Annotated in this window: 10 protein-coding genes; 1 reads left to right on the forward strand and 9 read right to left on the reverse strand. The window is 40.1% G+C overall.

Annotation, left to right across the window (positions count from 1 at the left end):
- Positions 1–53: 53 nt before the first annotated feature.
- The 6 genes from AC570I_RS08275 to AC570I_RS08300 form a co-directional block, all read right to left on the reverse strand.
- Positions 54–1,049: a DUF1735 domain-containing protein gene (locus AC570I_RS08275; RefSeq protein WP_497405108.1), complete on the reverse strand. Its 996-nt coding sequence runs from the start codon at positions 1,047–1,049 to the stop codon at positions 54–56.
- Between the two features lie 34 nt (positions 1,050–1,083).
- Complete coding sequence (locus AC570I_RS08280) at positions 1,084–2,523, reverse strand: SusD/RagB family nutrient-binding outer membrane lipoprotein (RefSeq protein ID WP_497405109.1); 1,440 nt, start codon at positions 2,521–2,523, stop codon at positions 1,084–1,086.
- A 29-nt stretch (positions 2,524–2,552) separates the two neighbouring features.
- Positions 2,553–5,804 carry a SusC/RagA family TonB-linked outer membrane protein gene (locus tag AC570I_RS08285; RefSeq protein ID WP_497405110.1) on the reverse strand — a complete coding sequence of 1,084 codons (3,252 nt, stop codon included), beginning with the start codon at positions 5,802–5,804 and terminating at the stop codon, positions 2,553–2,555.
- Positions 5,805–6,150: 346 nt separating this feature from the next.
- Complete coding sequence (locus AC570I_RS08290) at positions 6,151–7,641, reverse strand: SusD/RagB family nutrient-binding outer membrane lipoprotein (RefSeq protein ID WP_497405111.1); 1,491 nt, start codon at positions 7,639–7,641, stop codon at positions 6,151–6,153.
- A gap of 17 nt (positions 7,642–7,658) precedes the next feature.
- Positions 7,659–10,814, reverse strand: coding sequence for a SusC/RagA family TonB-linked outer membrane protein (locus AC570I_RS08295; protein WP_497405112.1), 3,156 nt, complete (start codon positions 10,812–10,814; stop codon positions 7,659–7,661).
- A 294-nt stretch (positions 10,815–11,108) separates the two neighbouring features.
- The gene (locus AC570I_RS08300; protein WP_497405113.1) at positions 11,109–13,604 is read right to left on the reverse strand and encodes a M14 family metallopeptidase; all 2,496 of its coding nucleotides are present in this window, start codon (positions 13,602–13,604) and stop codon (positions 11,109–11,111) included.
- Positions 13,605–13,690: 86 nt separating this feature from the next.
- On the opposite strand from AC570I_RS08300, the gene AC570I_RS08305 reads away from it, so the two are divergent.
- On the forward strand, positions 13,691–14,992 hold the full coding sequence (locus tag AC570I_RS08305) for a UDP-N-acetylmuramoyl-tripeptide--D-alanyl-D-alanine ligase (protein ID WP_497405114.1): 1,302 nt from the start codon (positions 13,691–13,693) through the stop codon (positions 14,990–14,992).
- A gap of 35 nt (positions 14,993–15,027) precedes the next feature.
- On the opposite strand, the gene AC570I_RS08310 is transcribed toward AC570I_RS08305, so the two are convergent.
- From AC570I_RS08310 to AC570I_RS08320, 3 genes are read right to left on the reverse strand one after another with little or no spacing between them, the layout of a single operon-like run.
- Complete coding sequence (locus AC570I_RS08310; RefSeq protein WP_047799756.1) at positions 15,028–15,519, reverse strand: gliding motility lipoprotein GldH; 492 nt, start codon at positions 15,517–15,519, stop codon at positions 15,028–15,030.
- Complete coding sequence (locus AC570I_RS08315; protein WP_053058396.1) at positions 15,488–17,041, reverse strand: PSP1 domain-containing protein; 1,554 nt, start codon at positions 17,039–17,041, stop codon at positions 15,488–15,490. Before AC570I_RS08315 ends, AC570I_RS08310 begins: the two co-directional genes overlap by 32 nt.
- Before the next feature lie 2 nt (positions 17,042–17,043).
- Entirely contained in the window at positions 17,044–18,192 is a 1,149-nt protein-coding gene (locus AC570I_RS08320) for a DNA polymerase III subunit (protein WP_497405115.1), read from the reverse strand.
- Positions 18,193–18,272 lie beyond the last annotated feature (80 nt).

The following is an 18,272-nucleotide window of genomic DNA, read 5'->3' on the forward strand; positions in this document are numbered from 1 at the left end:
TTTAAATAAAAAAGGGGACAGAATACTGTCCCCTCCAAAAAAAATAGTTCGACCTATCTCTCTTCATAATAAGTCCACGACTCATTATATTGCGTTCTTATATATGGAGCAGTAGTAACCGTATTTGGCTGCAACATGTAATATTTTATATTAATCAGACCCGAAGCGTACGAATTAATTCCACTAGGATCTAGTGCAGCGGCCCTGGTGTTTGCAGGAGTTCCATAATAATTCGTAACAGACACAATTTTATCTGTTGCAGGATCGAATTCTACAATCAGTCCGAAAGTTCCAAAATAGCTTTTACCTGTACCGGTCCAAAAAGGAGTAGCAGGAATACCTGTATACGATTCATCAATTACCACACATTTTGTAGCAGACAAGGTTTGTAATGCATAATATAGCTTCTCTCCGCTACTGGTATAATGACTCCATGCAGCATTCGTAACATCAGTTAGGGTACCAGTAACGGCATAAATGCCATCATATTTATTCTTAATACTGATTAACACGAATCCTGAACCATGGCCTGAAGAAATTTGGTTACCTGCCGGATCTGATATTTTAACTGAGAATGCATACTTTTTTGCTAAATCGTATTTACTTCCATCTAGTAAAATATCAATCTCCTTTGCAAATTCACCTGCCGCAAAGGTAACCGTATATCCTGTTGCAGTTTTTGTAACACCAGGATCAGCAGCCAATGTATAGATGGATGCTGGAAGCGCTTCGTAATCAGATTGATTTTTTGTGTTGTAATCTGTTATTGCAGCGGCATCAGTTGTTAAAACTATAGTTTGGGGCTTACTTAATGCATCTGCGTTTGCAGCATCTCTTCTTACGCTGATCAAGTGTACCTTTTTAATATCAGTGAAAGGAGTGAAGTAAATATTTGTTGGATTATTTTCCAAAACCTTTACAAATGTGTTACCTGCCGTATTGGTTGCTTGCGGGTCATCACCTACATAATCATCTTTCCTGCAAGAGGAAAACACAATTGTTGTTAATACCATTCCTAAGGAAAAGTATTTTAAAAAACCTTTTTTCATAATTTTATTGTTAAAATTAATTTCTCCTTAACTATTATAAATCCCACCAAACTTTAGCATCTTGGGTATTACCACCCGTCAATCTTGCTATAGCTGCATTTACGCTCGCTAAATTAGTTGTCAATTCTGTCGAAGGATAAGTATATCTGCGAGGAATTTGCTTGGTTGAATTTGTTGCTGCAACAGCAGGTACCAGGGCGGGGAAGCCGGTTCTTCTGAAAACATTCCAAGACCTCAATCCATTCGGATAACTCGCAACATATTCCTGAATAGCAATGTTCCTCAGATTGCCCGTAGCACCAACCGCACCAATTGCAACATTGGCATTTGCCAGATAACTGGCAGATGGAGCGCCTACGCCCCATTGCTCATGAGACAATGTGATACCTGACAGATAAACCGTTGCCAACACTTCAGTTGTCCAACCCATATTAGCCGCCTCTGCGCGGGCCAATGCAACCTCGGCTGCAGATAAAATTACATATGGACTACTCTCTGTACGCAGATCACCTCTTAAAACACGTGCCCAGGTAGTATTTGCATCAGTGAATGCAGTTGCAGTAACTCTGGCTACGCCATAAGGAACACCTAAACTAGAAGAAGCCGTATTTCCAAGTACTTCAGAAGCCCCACCATAGGCACCTTGCCTGGCATCGTTTGCTAAAGTGTTAGTCATCAAATCAGTCAAAGTCTTACTTTCAGCCAAATCTTTACGGCCGTTGTATTCATTAAATAAAGGATTTTTAAAATTTACATTATAGATGATCTTGGCATTTTGAGCATTTGTTGAAATGTAGCCATTTCCATCTGCTAAAGCTGCCTTAAACTGTGTAGCAGAGTAATCTGTCGCTCCAGGATATCTTTTCGATAACTGTAAAGCCATTAACATTCTCAGTGAGTTAGCAAATCTTTTCCAGGAAGCGACATCGCCATTAAAAACGATGTCTCCAGAAATTGCCGAATTATCAAATGCCCCAACCGCAGATGTCAGTGCTGCAATCATGCCTTTGTAAACGGATTCCTGAGTATCGTAGGCAGGCGCATTGAATTCTATTCCCTTTAGTGCCTGGCTATATGGAATGTCGCCAAATTTATCTGTAATCGTCCAAAAAATATATTGTTGCACAATTTTCGATATCTGCTTCATATTATTGCTGCTTTCCAGAAGTTGAATATTCTGTAAATCATATAAAGCACCACTATAGTAGCCAGTAAACGTCCTGGCCGTATTTATGGTGTAAAGTGAAGCATCAGGATATTGGGTTTCAGCAAAATACTGACCATAAAAACCTGCGTTTGTATCGTAAGCATAACTTGCTAAACCAACCAACGTATTTGTTAACAATGCAGAGGGGTTAGCTTGAGTTGTACTATTAGGATCGACGTTTGTGGCACCGAAATCTTCTAGTTTTTTGCATCCTGCAGACGTTATCAATAACAGGCCAGTGAATGCATATATAAAAATCTTTTTCATGTCTTTTCTTTAAAATTTAATCGCCACTATTAAAATCCTATTCTCAAATTAAATCCTAAACCACGTGTTCCTGGCAACTGAGAGGTTTCGCCACTTGTTGCTGAGATTTCAGATGGATCAAAATCCTTTGTCTTCGCATAAATGAGCACCGGATTTCTTGCTACAATGGCAAAAGTTGCATTTTGAACGAATTTAGCAATTCCTAATTTTTTTACAGGAATGCGGTAACCAATTGAAACTTCTCTTAACTTAATGAATGTCAGATCATAGATATAATCATCAAATGTTTTAGAGTTGTATAATCCCTGGAAATAATCCTGAGCTTCGAGATAGTACGTTTTTGGCTGACCCGAAGTGGCATCAACACCATCAACTCGTACACCGCCGCCATCAGCAACTTTATCACGAATCGGATTACCCTTATCATTCACACCAGCAGTACGGGCAGTTACTCCACTGTAAGATCCCCATTGATTAGATAATGAAACGAATTTACCACCAAACTGGTAATCAATATTTGCAGCTACATCAAACATGTTGAGAATAGTAAATGCATTCTGTAAACCTCCGGTATGTTTAGGTAATACGCTGCCAAAGTAAACGTTTGGATCGTTTACAAAATGACCATTTGCATCTAACAATGGAACTCCATCTGCATTGCGCTTTTTACCATTACCCCAGATTTGACCCCATTCATAACCTGCATCGTGAACCATGATAGGCATGGTAGATCCCCAAACACCTTCTACAGTTGCCCGGGTAACTCCATATTTTTCACTCACCTCAACAACCTTATTACTGATCAGATTTGCATAGGTGGCCGAGATATTCCAACTAAATTTCGGTGTATTTACAGGAATTGCTGTTAGTTGAAATTCTAGTCCGTGACTGGTGATTTTACCAACGTTCGTTAGTATTGAGCTAAAACCACTAGCTCCATTTACAGCTACAGACCGTGGATAGTTGGTTTCTGTTTTATCCCAATAGGTTGCTGATACACCCAATCTTCTGTTCAGGAATTTTAGATCTAAACCAATTTCTGAGCTTTTCGCAACTGCCCCTCTGATATCCGGATCAACTAACGCATCTGGCGTGCTTTGTAGTAGGTTTCCGTTAAACTTCAAAGAATTTACACCATATGAGAATCCTGGATAGCGGTAAGCTCCAAATGAATCGTTGGTTGTTCCCAAAGCTTGAGGAATTTCTCCATACGAACCTCTGATCTTAGCTTCAGATAACCATCTGAAACCTTCTTTAGGCAAAAGTTCAGAGAAAATAAATGAACCTCCAAATGCTTTCGACAATACACCACTATGATCAGATGGCAAAGTCGAAAACCAGTCATTCCTTATTGAGGCATCAATAAATGCAAATCTTTTGTATCCAAAAGTTGCGCGCGCAAGTAAAGCCCTGTATTTTTCAACCTGTCTGTAGTTTCCTACACTCGGTGCATCCACAGAGTTACCAACAGTGAAAAGATTAGGAATTGATAAACCATTTACAGTACCAGCGGTATTGTAATTAGATTCTCCTTTAAAAATATCTGTACCGGCAGTTACATCTACTGAAAAATCTTTGATCTGTTTAGTATAGTGACCTAACACCTCATAGTTTTCTCTGTTTGAATATGTATTTGCACTATAGTAAGAAGCTTTAACACCAGTTTGATTGGCACTGGTTTCAAGTTCAGTTCTTGTTTTGTTTTCAGTGAAAGTTGTATTTTGTTGCTTGCGATAAGTTGCGGTGAAATTTAAATCATTATTAACTTTATAGATAAACGATACGTTTCCATAAAAACGATCTCTTTGATTTAACTGACTGGTTTGATCACCAAAAACATACGGATTGTACCAATAATTTCCACCATAAAAGGCTTTAGGATTTGACGGATCATATGCGGTTGGATCAGAGTGATTCCAGCTGGCATAAACAGTTTCCCCAGGAAGCCCCTGAACAGTTAACCCTCTCAACTGCTTCATGATGTCCATATCTAAATCTCTGTGAAACCACTGAGAAAATGAACCAGTTGCCAAATTACTGTATGCATCGTCAATAGCTCCATTAAGAACGGTTTTCACATAGTTGATATTGGCCGAAACCGTGAAGTGTTTGTTTAAATCGTAAGAAGAATTAAAATTGAAGGTATTTTTAATTAAACTCGTATTAGGAAGCAAACCCGTTGTATTTTGATTTCCATAAGTCATCTTGAGATTATACTTTTCGCCCGAACCACTATATGAGATGGAGTTGTTAAAGGTTACTCCAGTGTTGTAGAAATTTTTAGCATTATCTGGATTTGGAGTTAAACTTGCTGTTTTATAAGAATATTCAGTACCAGGATACCAGGCATACCATGGAATGTATTCCTGGCCAACCATGCGTGGACCCCAACTCGAGTCATCACTGTAGTTTGGATAGTACTTACCATCTAGTGCTTTCCATGCAACAGGATCAGTTGACTTCCAGGTATATCTTGTCATGTCTGCAGTGTTACCTCCGGCGTAAGTATTTTGATAATTTGGAAGGATATAGGCATTCTCAAACAATGCACCTAGATTAACGGTAATACCAGATCCTGTTGTCGACTTTCCTTTTTTGGTTGTGATCAAAATAGCACCAGCTGCTGCCTGTGAACCTAGTATTGCTGCTGCTGCTGGTCCTTGCAATACCTGAACATTTTCAATGTCGTCAAGATTTACATCATCAGCATTAGGAAGAATAGTTCCATCAACTACGTACAATGCACCGCTACCTGTGCCGAAACCACCTGCACCACGTAACCTTACTGCAGTATTTCTACCTAAAGCGGCAGCGGACTGACTTCTAACCTGAATACCCGCAACCTTACCAGCTAACGCATTGTTAACATTTGTACCCCTTACGGTATTTAGCTTTTCACCAGAAATTGTTTGAGTATTCGTTACCTGCGAACGCTCCGATGATTTGATACCATAAGCACCAGCCACCACAACCTCGGTTAATTGGTTGGCATCCGTTTCGAGTTGGGCGTTAATTATACTTGATGCACCAACTACAACCTCTTTTACCTTAAAACCTACGTAGGAAAATACGAGGATTGAGCCGCTGCTAGCTCTTAAAGAAAATTTCCCGTCTGCCCCACTCATCGACCCGCCCGAGGCACCTTTGATTTTGACACTTACTCCAGGAATGGGAAGATTGTCTTCCTGAGAAGTAACTGTACCAGTAATTGTTCGATCTTGTGCATACGAAGCCGTAGCCATACACAAGATTATGAACAAACTTTGTAGAAGTTTTTTCATAATTTAAAAATAGTTTAGTTAATAATTTAATGATGTGCTAAAAGTATAGCTACTAAAACATTTAACCAAATTTATTTTAACAATTTTTAACAATTTAACATATTTTACATTGTTTTTTTACTGCAAAAACAACTAAAAAAACAGTTTAAGAGTAGAATTTAAAGATAAACAGCCTATTATTTACCAAACTAAGCTAAATTTATAAAACTTCACTGCCGAAAATCGCAATTAACATAAGCTGAAAGGAAATAAAACATAAGATAGAATGACAAATCACAAAAAAACCCACAAAAAAAAGGAGCTTTATAAATAAAGCTCCTTTTTATATTGAAAATTCTAAATGATATTATGGCTTATCCCACCATAAACGTGTACTTAAAACATCCGGACCTTGGGCTGCTACCGCAGCATCATAGTTGGCTTTATTTAAATCACTTTCAGTTTTAGGATACGCTTGTCTTCTTGGAATCTGCTTGTCAGCACTTGCAGCATCACGCGCAGGAACCAAAACAGGATATCCTGTTCTTCTCCATTCAGCCCAAGCTTCATAACCATTATTCATATAAAAATTCAACCATTTCTGAGTTTGAATTCTTTCTAATTTCTGATTGTGGGTTTGTGCAGCAGTTAACACAATATTAGCCTGCGCTTCATATGCAGTTTTCTGAGCTGGTGTGATCGAGACAATTGGATTCGTTGATACAGCAGACCATTGATCCATAGAGGCATCAATTCCCTTGATATACCAGCTGATCATTTCAGCGTCACCGCCTGGAATCCAACCTTCTAAAGCAGCTTCAGACATAGTGAAACACATCTGTGCATAAGTGGTCAACTGCAGAGGGAATGTTTGGGCATAAATTGCTCTTCCTAACAAGGCACCATCAACACCAGCGGTATATTGGTCAGTAACACCATAAGGAATACCTTTATATACTGCAGGGGTACCGATTGTTCTTGAAAATATCGACAACCTTGGGTCATTATTAGGAACGAGGTTATTATCCACTACAGTTTGGGAAACGCCATAGTCGATACGCCCGTTCCTTACATAGTTTGTATACCATGGACTCTCGTATGTTGAGTTAGCCTGATAAGCAAAGATCGCATTATCTGCATTTGAGGTCATCAAACCTGCAGCTACAGCTTCACTAAATGCTACTTTTGCAATAGCAACATCTTCAGTTTTCATCATTCTTAAAGCCACAATAGCCCTAAGTGAATTAGCCCATTTTTTCCATTTCGCAGTATCTCCGCCAAACAATGGATCATTAGGCTGAGCGGCAACTATTTGTAGCGGTGCTTCCTTAAGCTCTTTCAATAAATCATTATAAATGAATTTTTGAGTGTCAAATTTCGGCTGAACATTCACTAATCCAAGGCCAGCCTCAGTATATGGAACGTTACCCCATCTATCAGTAATCTGAAGCATTAAAAATGCCTTTAAAATTCTGGCATGTCCAAGCTGATTGGCATTGGTTCCGTTATCTGTTACTTCTTTTGTGATTTTTGTAGCAGGATCAGTATTCAGCTTGATAATTCTTTGTAAATCCTGAAGCGGACCGGCGTAAATCCCATCATACGAATACTGCGTTAACAGATATCTGGACTCATTTGTATAAACAAATTCAGTCATGTGTTGAACATATAATAAACCCGCTGCACCATTTGGTACACCCCTTGTTCCTAAAACCGCACTTGAGAATAAAAATTTAGTGCTGGGAGATAACGGAGTATTTGGATTTGTATTTAGATCACCGAAGTCTTTCTTACAAGCTGTAAACAAACTTGCACTTAGGGTGAACAACAATATATATTTTTTAATTTGATTTTTCATTTTTCTTATCCTTTAACTTACAATGAAAACTTAACATTAAAACCAACTGTTCTGGTTCCTGGAAGTTGAGCCGTGTCTATCCATGAAGACTGTAATTCTGTCGGGTCAATTCCTTTTACTTTACTATAAATTAACCACAAGTTCTGACCGATTACTGAAAAGTCGATTCTTTGGAAAGGAAGTTTTTTATAAAGTGATTTAGGGAGACTGTAGGTTAACGATACCTCTCTTAGTTTTACGTAAGAAGCATCATAAATCCAGTTTTCAAATACGTTTTGCAATTTAGTCTCATAAAGCTCTCTCGTGTCTACGTATATAGTGTTAGGTGCGCCGGTTGTTGCATTAACACCTTCTAATCTCACACCACCACCTTTAGCAGGATCATCTCTTTTTGGATTACCTTTATCATTCAAACCAGCTGTTTCTTCAGACAATCCTGAGCCAGCGGTAATCATTTTAGTTAAGGAAAGAAGTTTTCCACCTTTTTGGAAATCAAGCGACCCGCCTAGCGTAAATTGTTTGTAGCTAAATGATGTTGCAAAACCACCAGTGAATTTTGGAAGAATACTACCTAAATCCATATTATCCTGCAATACATAGAATCCTTCATCATCAATTAATCTATTACCGTCTTTATCTTTAACGATTCCCTGGCCATTGATAAAACCAGATGGTTGTCCAACTTTTGCATTCAATGAAGCCGTTGGAGATCCCACGAATCCAAACGATCCGGCCGAACCATCAATACCACCCAGAATATTATCTACACCAGGAGCTAGAGCAATAACTTTATTTTTGTTTATACCGATATTAAAATCAGCATTCCAGGTGAAATCTCTGGTTTTAATTGGCGTACCGCCCAAAGTAATTTCATAACCATAATTCTTGATATTACCCGCATTAATGGTACGCTGAGTATAACCTGATGAACCTGGAGTAGTTACATTAATGATCTGATCTTTTGTCTGTCTTGTATAAAAGTTAAAATCACCTCTTAAACGATCCTTGAAAAACCTAACTTCTGCACCAACTTCGTAAGCAGTAGATAAAGCTGGCTTTAACTCAGGGTTAGGAATAAGGTTTGCAACTGATTGAGAAGGGTAAGTTACGCTAGCTTTTGTATAGTTGGTGGCTGCCAATGGAAAAGTTTCTTGTAAACCATAAGCACCAATATCAGTTCCAACCCGGGCAAAAGATGCACGTAATTTACCATATGATAATGCTTTAAAATCTTTTGTAAACTCAGAAAAAACAAATGAACCTGCAGCACCACCATACCAATATGAATTATTAGATTTTGGCAAGGTAGAGGTGACATCGTTACGGATGTTCAAATCAAGGAACAAATAATTTTTATAACCCAAGGTAGTGTAGGCATATAAACTATTTACCTTTCTGCGGCTAAATGAATTAGTAGCTGATTTTTCATTCAATGAATTTGATACATTGTATACATTAGGGACAATGAATCCACCCACAGTTCCAACAGCTACGTTGTTGTTGTCCTGAGTCATCAATTCTCCATATACAGCAGCTCTTAAAGAGAACGAACCGAATTCTTTATCATAGGATAGATTTCCAACATAATTGGTTTCTGAGAATTTAGTAGAAGTACTTGAGAATGCCGGTGTATTCAATGTAAATGAAGCAGTTCTTCCGTCTGAATTTATATTGGTAACGTTTGTTCTGGCAATCACTGAAGCTTTTAAGCCCGAACCAATATCATAGGTGGCACTCGCGCTTCCGTATATTCTTTGGATAAAGCTTTCGGATAAATTTTTATAAACCTCAACATATGGGTTATCCCAATACTTTGGAGTCAAATCATTCGGACCTGTAATGTTCCAGGTAGTGAACGTACCATCTGGACGTTGATATCTTTGTAATTTTTCAATTTCGATATCTCTGTGAAACCACTGGTTGAAAGAACCCGCGGTTTGAGTTCCATATCCCTCTCTAGGAATATTGAATCTTTTCTCGTAAACGTAGTTGAAGTTTCCACTTACCGATAAGCGATCACTTAAATTGGTAGTATTATTAAAAACTACCCAGTTTTTTTGTTGGCTTGAATTCGGAGAAACACCACTTCTTGTCAAATTAGTGAATGAGAAACGTGTAGTCGAATTATCTCCCGCTTTTGATAATGCTACCGAAGTATTATTCGCTATACCAGTTTCATAGAAATTCTTCACGTTGTCTGGTTGGGCAACATAAGGTTTGGTTTTTCCGTATTCCGGATCAGTTGGATCGAAAGCATACCATGGTGCATAAGGCTGTCCGTCAAATTTTGGACCCCAGCTCTCATCAATTGAGAAATCATAATAACGGGCACCATTTAATACTGAATTTGCGCTACCTGCTGGAGCAGTGTAGGTCAAGAAGGTTTGTCCGTTACCACCGCCATATTCATTTTGATACTTTGGTAAAATGTACACTTCCTCAAATGTAGTCGAGTGATTTACATCAACACCGATTCCTGATTTTTTAGATGCTTTTTTGGTAGTAATTACGATAGCACCTTCAGAACCACGTTGACCATAAAGTGCCGTAGCACCTGGACCCTTTAAAACGTTCAATGTTTCAACGTCGTCTGGGTTAACACCATCAGCACTTGTAATTACACCATCAACAACATAAATCGGATTTCCACCACCTAAGGTATTGATACCGCGCAAACGGATGGTTGATGTTCCGAATTTAGCTCCGGAACCACCACTGATCTGTGTACCGGCAATTTTCCCGGCAATAGCAGTGTTGATATCCGCAATTTTTGTCGGACTAATCTTTTCAGCGGTTAACTGTTGCTGAGCTGTACCAATTGATCTTTCAGATCGCTTCACCCCTAAAGCCGAAGTAACCGTTACTTCACTTAAAGTGGTAGCATCTGGAACCAATGAAACGTTAATTGAATTGGAAGATAGTGAAACTGTTTGAGCTATGTATCCTAAATAGCTAAAAGTTAAACCTGTGGCAGACCCTGATACTCTGATGGAATATCGTCCGTCTGCACCAGTTACAGCGCCACCCTGTGCTCCCTGTAACTTAACACTTACTCCCGGAAGGGGTTGTTTGTCATCCGAAGAGGTAACTGTTCCTGTGATTGTTCGATCTTGAGCCGTCGCTGTTAAAGCAACGAACATCAAAATGAACAAACTTTGTAAAAGTTTTTTCATAGTAGAAATAGGCTAGTTAATGATTATTATTACGTTAAAAGTATCGTTACTTATACACACCGCCAAATATTTTTTTAACATATTTTAACAAATCAGGGCTAGAGGCAGCCCATTCGGCACTTTGTTACAAATTATTTACATTAAAACGACGTTAGAACTAACGTTGAAAATGAAATAATCCTGACTGAATCACCAAAAAGTGACCAGGCAAAACAAAAAATCCCCGACACATGTCAGGGATTAGTTTAATATTGCTAATACTTATTTAGCAGAATAAATTTAAATTATCTAAGATTAATACCCGCAAAAAACCACATTCCCAAACAATGTCTTTCCACCTTCCCAGAAATTCCTGAACAACGGATCATTCGCCAGGTACACCACCTGACCACGCCCAAACTCCTGAACTCCGATCAACAACCCGGTTTTAAGTGCTTCTCTAACCTTTTTACCCACAACACCAGCCATTAAGCTCTTGTCATTTAGCTGACCCACATTCCAGCCCTCACTAAAGGGCTCATAGATTTTCCTGTCTGTTTTTAGCGAATAATAAAATTTACCCAAACCATAGGAAAACGGATGTGTGGCATCCATACTTACCTTATATATAGCACCAGGTATAGCCAATTCATAATCATCGCGGTCTTTATCTTTAAACAGCAAGGTACTTGGAGAAGGTTTTTCATCCTTTTTAACTACAGGAACCTTCTTTTTAATGTCGAACCCTTTCTTATCCAGAACACTTTCAATAGCATCTTCCATTAAAACCAGTCTGCCGCCTTTATTTAACCAGGCAGTTAAACCATCCCCGATGATAGCGTTATAACTGCCATCCGGCAAGATCAGGGTATTCACCTTATTAATATCTAAAGTATTAATGTCTTTTGCGGTGATAATGCTTGGAGATAGATTTAAATCCTTTTCAAGGTAGTACCACACCTCACCAAAAGCCAGGGAAGAAGCTTCATTTCCCGAAACAACAGCAATTTTGGGTTGCTTAAGAATGGGATAAACGTTGGATCCAAAGTCTTTTCCCTTATCAACAAAACCACTGCTAATGGCAAATACAGGCTTGTCCAGCTTACCCGCAACAGCCAATACCTTATTCCTGGCATCCTTTACCAGCCTTTCATTCTCCACACGCAATACAATAAGTGTCCCGGCAGGATAATCTTTTCCGGCAACCGTAAAAGGCTGGTCGGCCTGGCGAACCCTGATGCCCTCACGCTGCAAAGCAATTAAAACCTGTGTATCTTCAGATGCCCCCCATGAAAATAACCAGGCCAAAGGCTTATCCACAGAAGTCGAAGCAGTTTTATTCTCCTCTGGCGCATTGAACTTGCCCTTAAAACTTTCTTTACTGGCATAAGCTTTTAAACCATAAACGTATGGCAGTGCCCAGGCAGTAATATCATAGGTATTTGAGTCGGTTACCAGGGTTTGAGGTTCTAACAATACATTGGCCAATACAGCACGTGGCTGCTGAACATTAACAACGATATCATTACGTCCTACGCTGAAGTTTTCTTCCTTCTGGCTGTCATAGTCGTATGCCTTGCCGCTTTTATCCCCTCCGTAACTAAACTCAATTTTGTTTTTAGTCAGCAACTCGGCTAACTTTTTCTGGCGTGAGAGATTCGTTGGCTTAATCACATAAGTTTTATAAATGCCCGGAGAGGTCGATAATCCCTGTTGAAAATACTTTTTATACTCACTCAAAAGCTTATCGTGATTGGCCGAAGAAACCTCTACAGTAGACATGCCCGTGGTAAAATGATGTGCAATCCGGTCTTTCAATGTTAACGTATCGCCATCTTTGGTGATCACGGCAAGCCCGGCCCTGATGCCTCCCTGCTCGTAAGTCATACCAATGGCACCATTATATAGGGGATAGGTATCCCCATAAGAAGGATAAAGCAAATCGAAACGTTCTTTGGTAAAATAACCCCAGCCTTCAGCATCGAAATACTTCGCATTGTTTTTACCCACTACTACCTGAAAGCTCCTTTGCCATGGCGTGATATCCTGATGAACAGGCTCAGCAGCAGGGGCGAAGTAATAAGGTTCATTATAACTCTGCTCGTGAAAATCCACATGTACCTGAGGCATCCACTGGTTATACAATGCAAGTCGCTGCTGGCTCTCCACCTGCGTTTGCCATGCCCAGTCACGGTTTAAATCAAAATAATAATGATTTGGTCTTCCCCCTGGCCAGGGCTCAATATGCTCCCGGGAAGAAGGATCCGGATTAGGGACTTTACCCACAACGCTGTTAAAATAATTTACATACCGGTCTCTGCCGTCAGGATTTAAACAGGGGTCAATCACTACAACGGTGTTTTTTAACCACTCACTGGCTTGCGCATTTTTGCCTGAAGAAAGTGTGTAAAGCATCTTCATCGATGTTTCTGTAGAATTTGCTTCATTGCCATGAACATTATAGCTGAGCCATACGATAGCAGGCTGTTTAGCTAAATCCAGTGAATTGTTACTGCCAAGCGACAGCTGTATATTATTGGCTTTAATTTTTTCCAGATTGGCAATATTTTCTGCAGAGGAAACCACGGCAACCAATAGCGGCCTGCCCTCATTGGTTTTACCATAGTCAATTAACCTGATGTTGTTTGATGAAGCTAAAGCCGTTTGCCTGAAATAATCTGCCACCTTATAGTGCGGTGTGAAATGTGAGCCTAACTCATAACCCAAAAATTCATCAGGTGATTTTACCTGAGATTTTGCACTGAAAATGGCAGCAATAAAATACAAGCTGAGCGTAAGGCTTTTCTTCATAAACGGGATAATTTTAACTAATGTAGTAAATTTGTTTTTTGTTATTGCTAAAGCTTAATTTTACAGCATATTTTTTACGAATAAGCATGATCTCGACCGAAAACCTTTACAGCCACTACCTTAATCACCCGGTAATTTCTACCGACACCAGAAATATCGCAAATGGCTGTATCTTTTTTGCCCTTAAAGGCGATAATTTCAATGCAAATGAGTTTGCAGCCCAAGCAATAGAAAAAGGTGCTGCATTTGCTGTTGTGGATGAAGAGCAATATGCTGTAAACGATAAGTGTTTGCTTGTAGAAGATGTGTTGGCCACTTTACAGGATCTGGCACGCTTTCACCGGAAACAACTAAATATCCCTGTTGTAGGACTTACCGGAAGCAATGGAAAAACAACCAGTAAAGAACTGATCAACGCAGTGTTGTCTGAACGTTATAAAACATTCGCCACTTTCGGCAACCTGAACAATCACATCGGAGTGCCTTTGAGCATCCTTTCCATTACCGGCGATGTGGAAGTGGCCGTAATTGAAATGGGCGCCAATCACCAAAAAGAAATTGAACTGTTATGCACCATTGCTCAACCTACCCATGGCATTATTACCAATGTTGGCATGGCACATTTAGATGGCTTTGGAGGTTTTGAAGGTGTAAAAAAAGGTAAAGCTGAGCTTTATAACTACCTTAAGGCGAACAATGGCTATACCTTTATTAACAGAGACAATGCGTACCTGTTGGAGATGAGTGCGTCTGCCGGTCTGAATAAGATGATTTATTACGGTACAGAACTCGGGAACGCCATTAAAGGCACTTTAAAGAGCAGTGATCCACTTATTGAGGTGGAATGGACAAACCACGACACCAACTCAGAGGTAACTACTAACTTAACAGGCAGCTACAATTTTGAAAACATCCTGGCCGCCATTTGCATCGGCGATTTCTTTGATATGACACAGGAAGAAATCAACAAGGGCCTCAGTGGTTACCAGCCGAAAAACAACCGCTCACAACTCACCAAAACCGAAAACAATACGGTAATATGCGATTTCTACAACGCCAATCCAAGCAGCATGTCTGCTGCCCTCAATAATATATCGGTGTTATCGGCAGATAAAAAAACTGCCGTGTTAGGTGATATGTTCGAACTAGGTCCGGAATCAGAAAAGCAGCACGAGATTATAGCCACGCAAGCCACGAAAAGCGGTTTGGATGAGATTATATTAATTGGCAAATACTTTTTCGCATTTAAAGAAAAACTTAAGGCGACTTTCTTTGAAACACCGGCAGAGGCGGCTGCCTATCTTGAGGAAAAACAGATCAAAAACAACCTGGTACTGCTCAAAGGATCCAGAGGAATGAAACTGGAAAGCCTGTTGCAATACCTTTAAAAAAGACACACGCTTTTATTCTACAATCTGAAATATTATGTACCCTGGTCAATCCTGATCCCTGCATCGCTAACTTCAAGCAGGGGATTGTCCCTCATGTTCTGTTCAATTTCGATACTGAACTTTCCGGTATGTGGAAAACGGTGATTCGTTAGTAACGGTAATGTGTAATTAAAAATATTACCCGACCCGCTGCCTAACCATTCACCATCGTTTTTGGCCAGCTTATACTGATAGCGCTTCGTCGATACCGTTTTTCCGTCTTTAAAGTGTACCAGAATAAAGATGTTCGAGTATTTGTAATCTGCAGTATGCCGCAGCTTGAAATAAATATTATATGCCTTGGTAATATCCTTAATTTCAAAGGGCGTAGTAATGTGATTACGGTAGGTCCACCTGCGGTCGGCAATTTCTAAATTACTATCGACAACGCCAGAGGTACACCCCGAAAAAAAGGTAATCACCAATAAAAGGCAACCCGAAAGGATTAACCCTTTACGCTGTAGTAGGTTTATTATCTGAGCCATTATTGTTATTTCGGCGATTGTTGTTCTTCCTACGGTTATTTCTGTTCTTATTTTTACTTTGATCAGGCTTAGCTCCATCAGTTGAGGCTACGCCCTCGGCCTTAACCACAGGTTTCTGGTTTGGTTGCTGAACAGGCTTCTGACTTTGCTGCTGCACTGGTTTAGGGTGATTGCCTTGCGGTTTTGGTCCCTGTACATGTTGTGGTTTAGGAACCTGTGGTTGCGCTTTGTTTCCGCCTGGTTGCTGGTTCTTCTGAACATTTTGCTGAGGCTTCTGGGCGTTCTGCTGAGGCTTCTGACCAGCCTGTTGTCCTTGTGGCTTTTGATTCGGAGCCGCATTGCGGTCAGCCGGCTTATCTCTTCTGTTGTCGTTGCGGTTACGGTTTTTCTGGTTTCTGTTCTGGTTGTTTTTACCTCTTGAACGCTCATCCAAACGCGTTAAACTATCCTGGCCAACTACATTTTCGTAATCAAATGATTTCTCTACCACTACCGGAGCAGCAACCTGTACTGCTTCCTCTTTAAGATTCGGAGCTTTCTTACCGGCCTTGTTCAGCGCCATAATCTCTTTTACGCGTGCAGCTTTTACAGGAATCCAGTTTTCGTCTCCCTGATAACTGAACCACATGATTTTTTTGAAAATATCGGTCTTCTGATGGCGAGCATATCCGGCTTCGGTATCCAGATTTTCAATACGATCAGGAATATCCTTAAGTGCATCCAGATAGGTATCCAGCTCGTAATTCAAACAGCATTTCAACTTGCCACATTGTCCGGCTAGCTTCAGCGTATTTAAAGAAAGATTCTGATAACGAGCCGCAGCTGTAGAAACGGTTTTGAAGTTGGTTAACCAGGTAGAGCAGCATAATTCTCTGCCGCAAGATCCGATACCACCCAAACGGCCAGCCTCCTGGCGCATCCCAATCTGGCGCATTTCAATACGGATACGGAAATTTTCAGCCATTTTTTTAATCAGCTCCCTGAAATCCACACGGCCATCGGCAGTGTAAAAAAAGGTGGCCTTGGTTTTATCAGCCTGATAATCAACATCACTGATTTTCATCGACAGGCGTAAATCCAATGCCAGCTTACGGGCTTTGTGCATGGTTTCCCACTCCATTCCCTTTGCGGCATTCCACTTCTCTACATCAGCTTCGGTAGCTTTACGGTATATTTTTTTCGTTATCTGATCTAAAGCAGTCTTCCGGCGTTTCATTTGTATCCGAACCAGTTCGCCGGTAAGCGAAACGTGTCCTACATCAAATCCTCCGGTTGGCCCTTCAACGGCAACAAGCTCGCCAATCTCAAGATAAATATTATCGCTGTTCAGGAAAAACTCTTTACGGGAGCCCTTAAACTTTACTTCTGTAACCTGAAAAGGTTTATAATTTGAAGGCATATCCAAATTGGATAACCAATCGTGAACTTCCATAGTCTGGCACCCACCGGTACCACATGAGCCATTACTTTTGCATCCATTAGGGGTGCAACCACCACCTGTTGAACAACTTCCACATCCCATATCTAATTGTATATATATTGAGTCCCCGCGGGGAGCGTTTTAAACTTTATAATTTTTACCAACTGTAAAGATACATCTAAAAACAGAATTTTAGGATTTGCATTTCTTTCAATGTGGTAATGTGCCTTTTCCAACTCACCAATAATGGCTTCAGCCATTGGCAGGGTAAGTACATGTGTGCTTAACTTTTTTGCTGTATCTAGGGTTAGAGGCGGTAATTTCACAAGCGCCTCTGCACCACTTAAAATCAAACAGCATTCGCGCAGATAATTTACACCATATTTTAAAAAATTCTTTTGATTCTCACGTCCCCATTTCGCTGCCTCATCAGTAAAGTCCACCAAATCCGGCACTTTATTGCCGAAACCCATTCTTAACCATGAGGTAAATGTGCCCGAACTATCGGTTTGAACATCTGCAGCAAGCGATTTCGCTTCAATTAGATTGCCATCTGCCAGGAACGCATAGTCTATTGCCTGGTGTTCAGTTAAACCACTATTGTTACACAAATAACCAGAAACTTCATCACCCGTGAGTTTAGGGATTTTCACAATCTGTGTCCGGGAAAGAATTGTGGTCAATATCTGATCCTGGTTTTGTGCAATCAGAATGAAAAGGGTATTGGCTGGTGGTTCCTCAATCAGCTTAAGCAAAGCATTGCCCGATTTGTCCAGATATTCAGGCAGCCACATAATCAAAACCTTTGTCTCCGCCTCGAAGGCCTTGTAACTTAATTTTTTAATGATGTCATGGCATTCAGCAATCGGAATATTGGCCTGTTTATTTGCCGCATCAAGCTTCGAACGCCAGATATCCATGTCAAAATAGGTATCCTGCATCAGCATGGCTCTCCATTCTTCCAATACGTCTACAGCAGTTTTTGTACTGGCTGAAGCAAAAAAAGGATAGGAGAAATGCAAATCAGGATGAATGAGCCTTTCATACTTCCTGCAACTTGAACATTCGCCGCAACTATCACTAACTCCCTTATCTAAACAGTTGATGTACTGGGCATAAGCAATAGCCAAAGGAACAGCGCCTGAGCCTGCGGGCGACAAAAAAAGCTGCGCATGGCTTACCCGGTTTTCCTTAACCGTTTGAACCAATTGTTGCTTAATTCTGTCTTGTCCTATGATCTGTTTAAACTGCATTTGGTGCAAAATAAGAAATAGATATGATATTCAATGCTTCAGCGATCCGAACTTACCGCAGATTCTAAGAAAATTATCTG

Source organism: Pedobacter sp. A2324 (assembly GCF_059693705.1).

What these genes read in the sequence shown, in the direction of transcription:
- AC570I_RS08305 (WP_497405114.1), top strand. Translation starts at nt 13,691, where the DNA reads ATGATCTCGACCGAAAACCTTTACAGCCACTACCTTAATCACCCGGTA.
- AC570I_RS08290 (WP_497405111.1), bottom strand. Translation starts at nt 7,641, where the DNA reads ATGAAAAATCAAATTAAAAAATATATATTGTTGTTCACCCTAAGTGCA.
- AC570I_RS08320 (WP_497405115.1), bottom strand. Translation starts at nt 18,192, where the DNA reads ATGCAGTTTAAACAGATCATAGGACAAGACAGAATTAAGCAACAATTG.
- AC570I_RS08280 (WP_497405109.1), bottom strand. Translation starts at nt 2,523, where the DNA reads ATGAAAAAGATTTTTATATATGCATTCACTGGCCTGTTATTGATAACG.
- AC570I_RS08295 (WP_497405112.1), bottom strand. Translation starts at nt 10,814, where the DNA reads ATGAAAAAACTTTTACAAAGTTTGTTCATTTTGATGTTCGTTGCTTTA.
- AC570I_RS08285 (WP_497405110.1), bottom strand. Translation starts at nt 5,804, where the DNA reads ATGAAAAAACTTCTACAAAGTTTGTTCATAATCTTGTGTATGGCTACG.
- AC570I_RS08300 (WP_497405113.1), bottom strand. Translation starts at nt 13,604, where the DNA reads ATGAAGAAAAGCCTTACGCTCAGCTTGTATTTTATTGCTGCCATTTTC.
- AC570I_RS08315 (WP_053058396.1), bottom strand. Translation starts at nt 17,041, where the DNA reads ATGGGATGTGGAAGTTGTTCAACAGGTGGTGGTTGCACCCCTAATGGA.
- AC570I_RS08275 (WP_497405108.1), bottom strand. Translation starts at nt 1,049, where the DNA reads ATGAAAAAAGGTTTTTTAAAATACTTTTCCTTAGGAATGGTATTAACA.
- AC570I_RS08310 (WP_047799756.1), bottom strand. Translation starts at nt 15,519, where the DNA reads ATGGCTCAGATAATAAACCTACTACAGCGTAAAGGGTTAATCCTTTCG.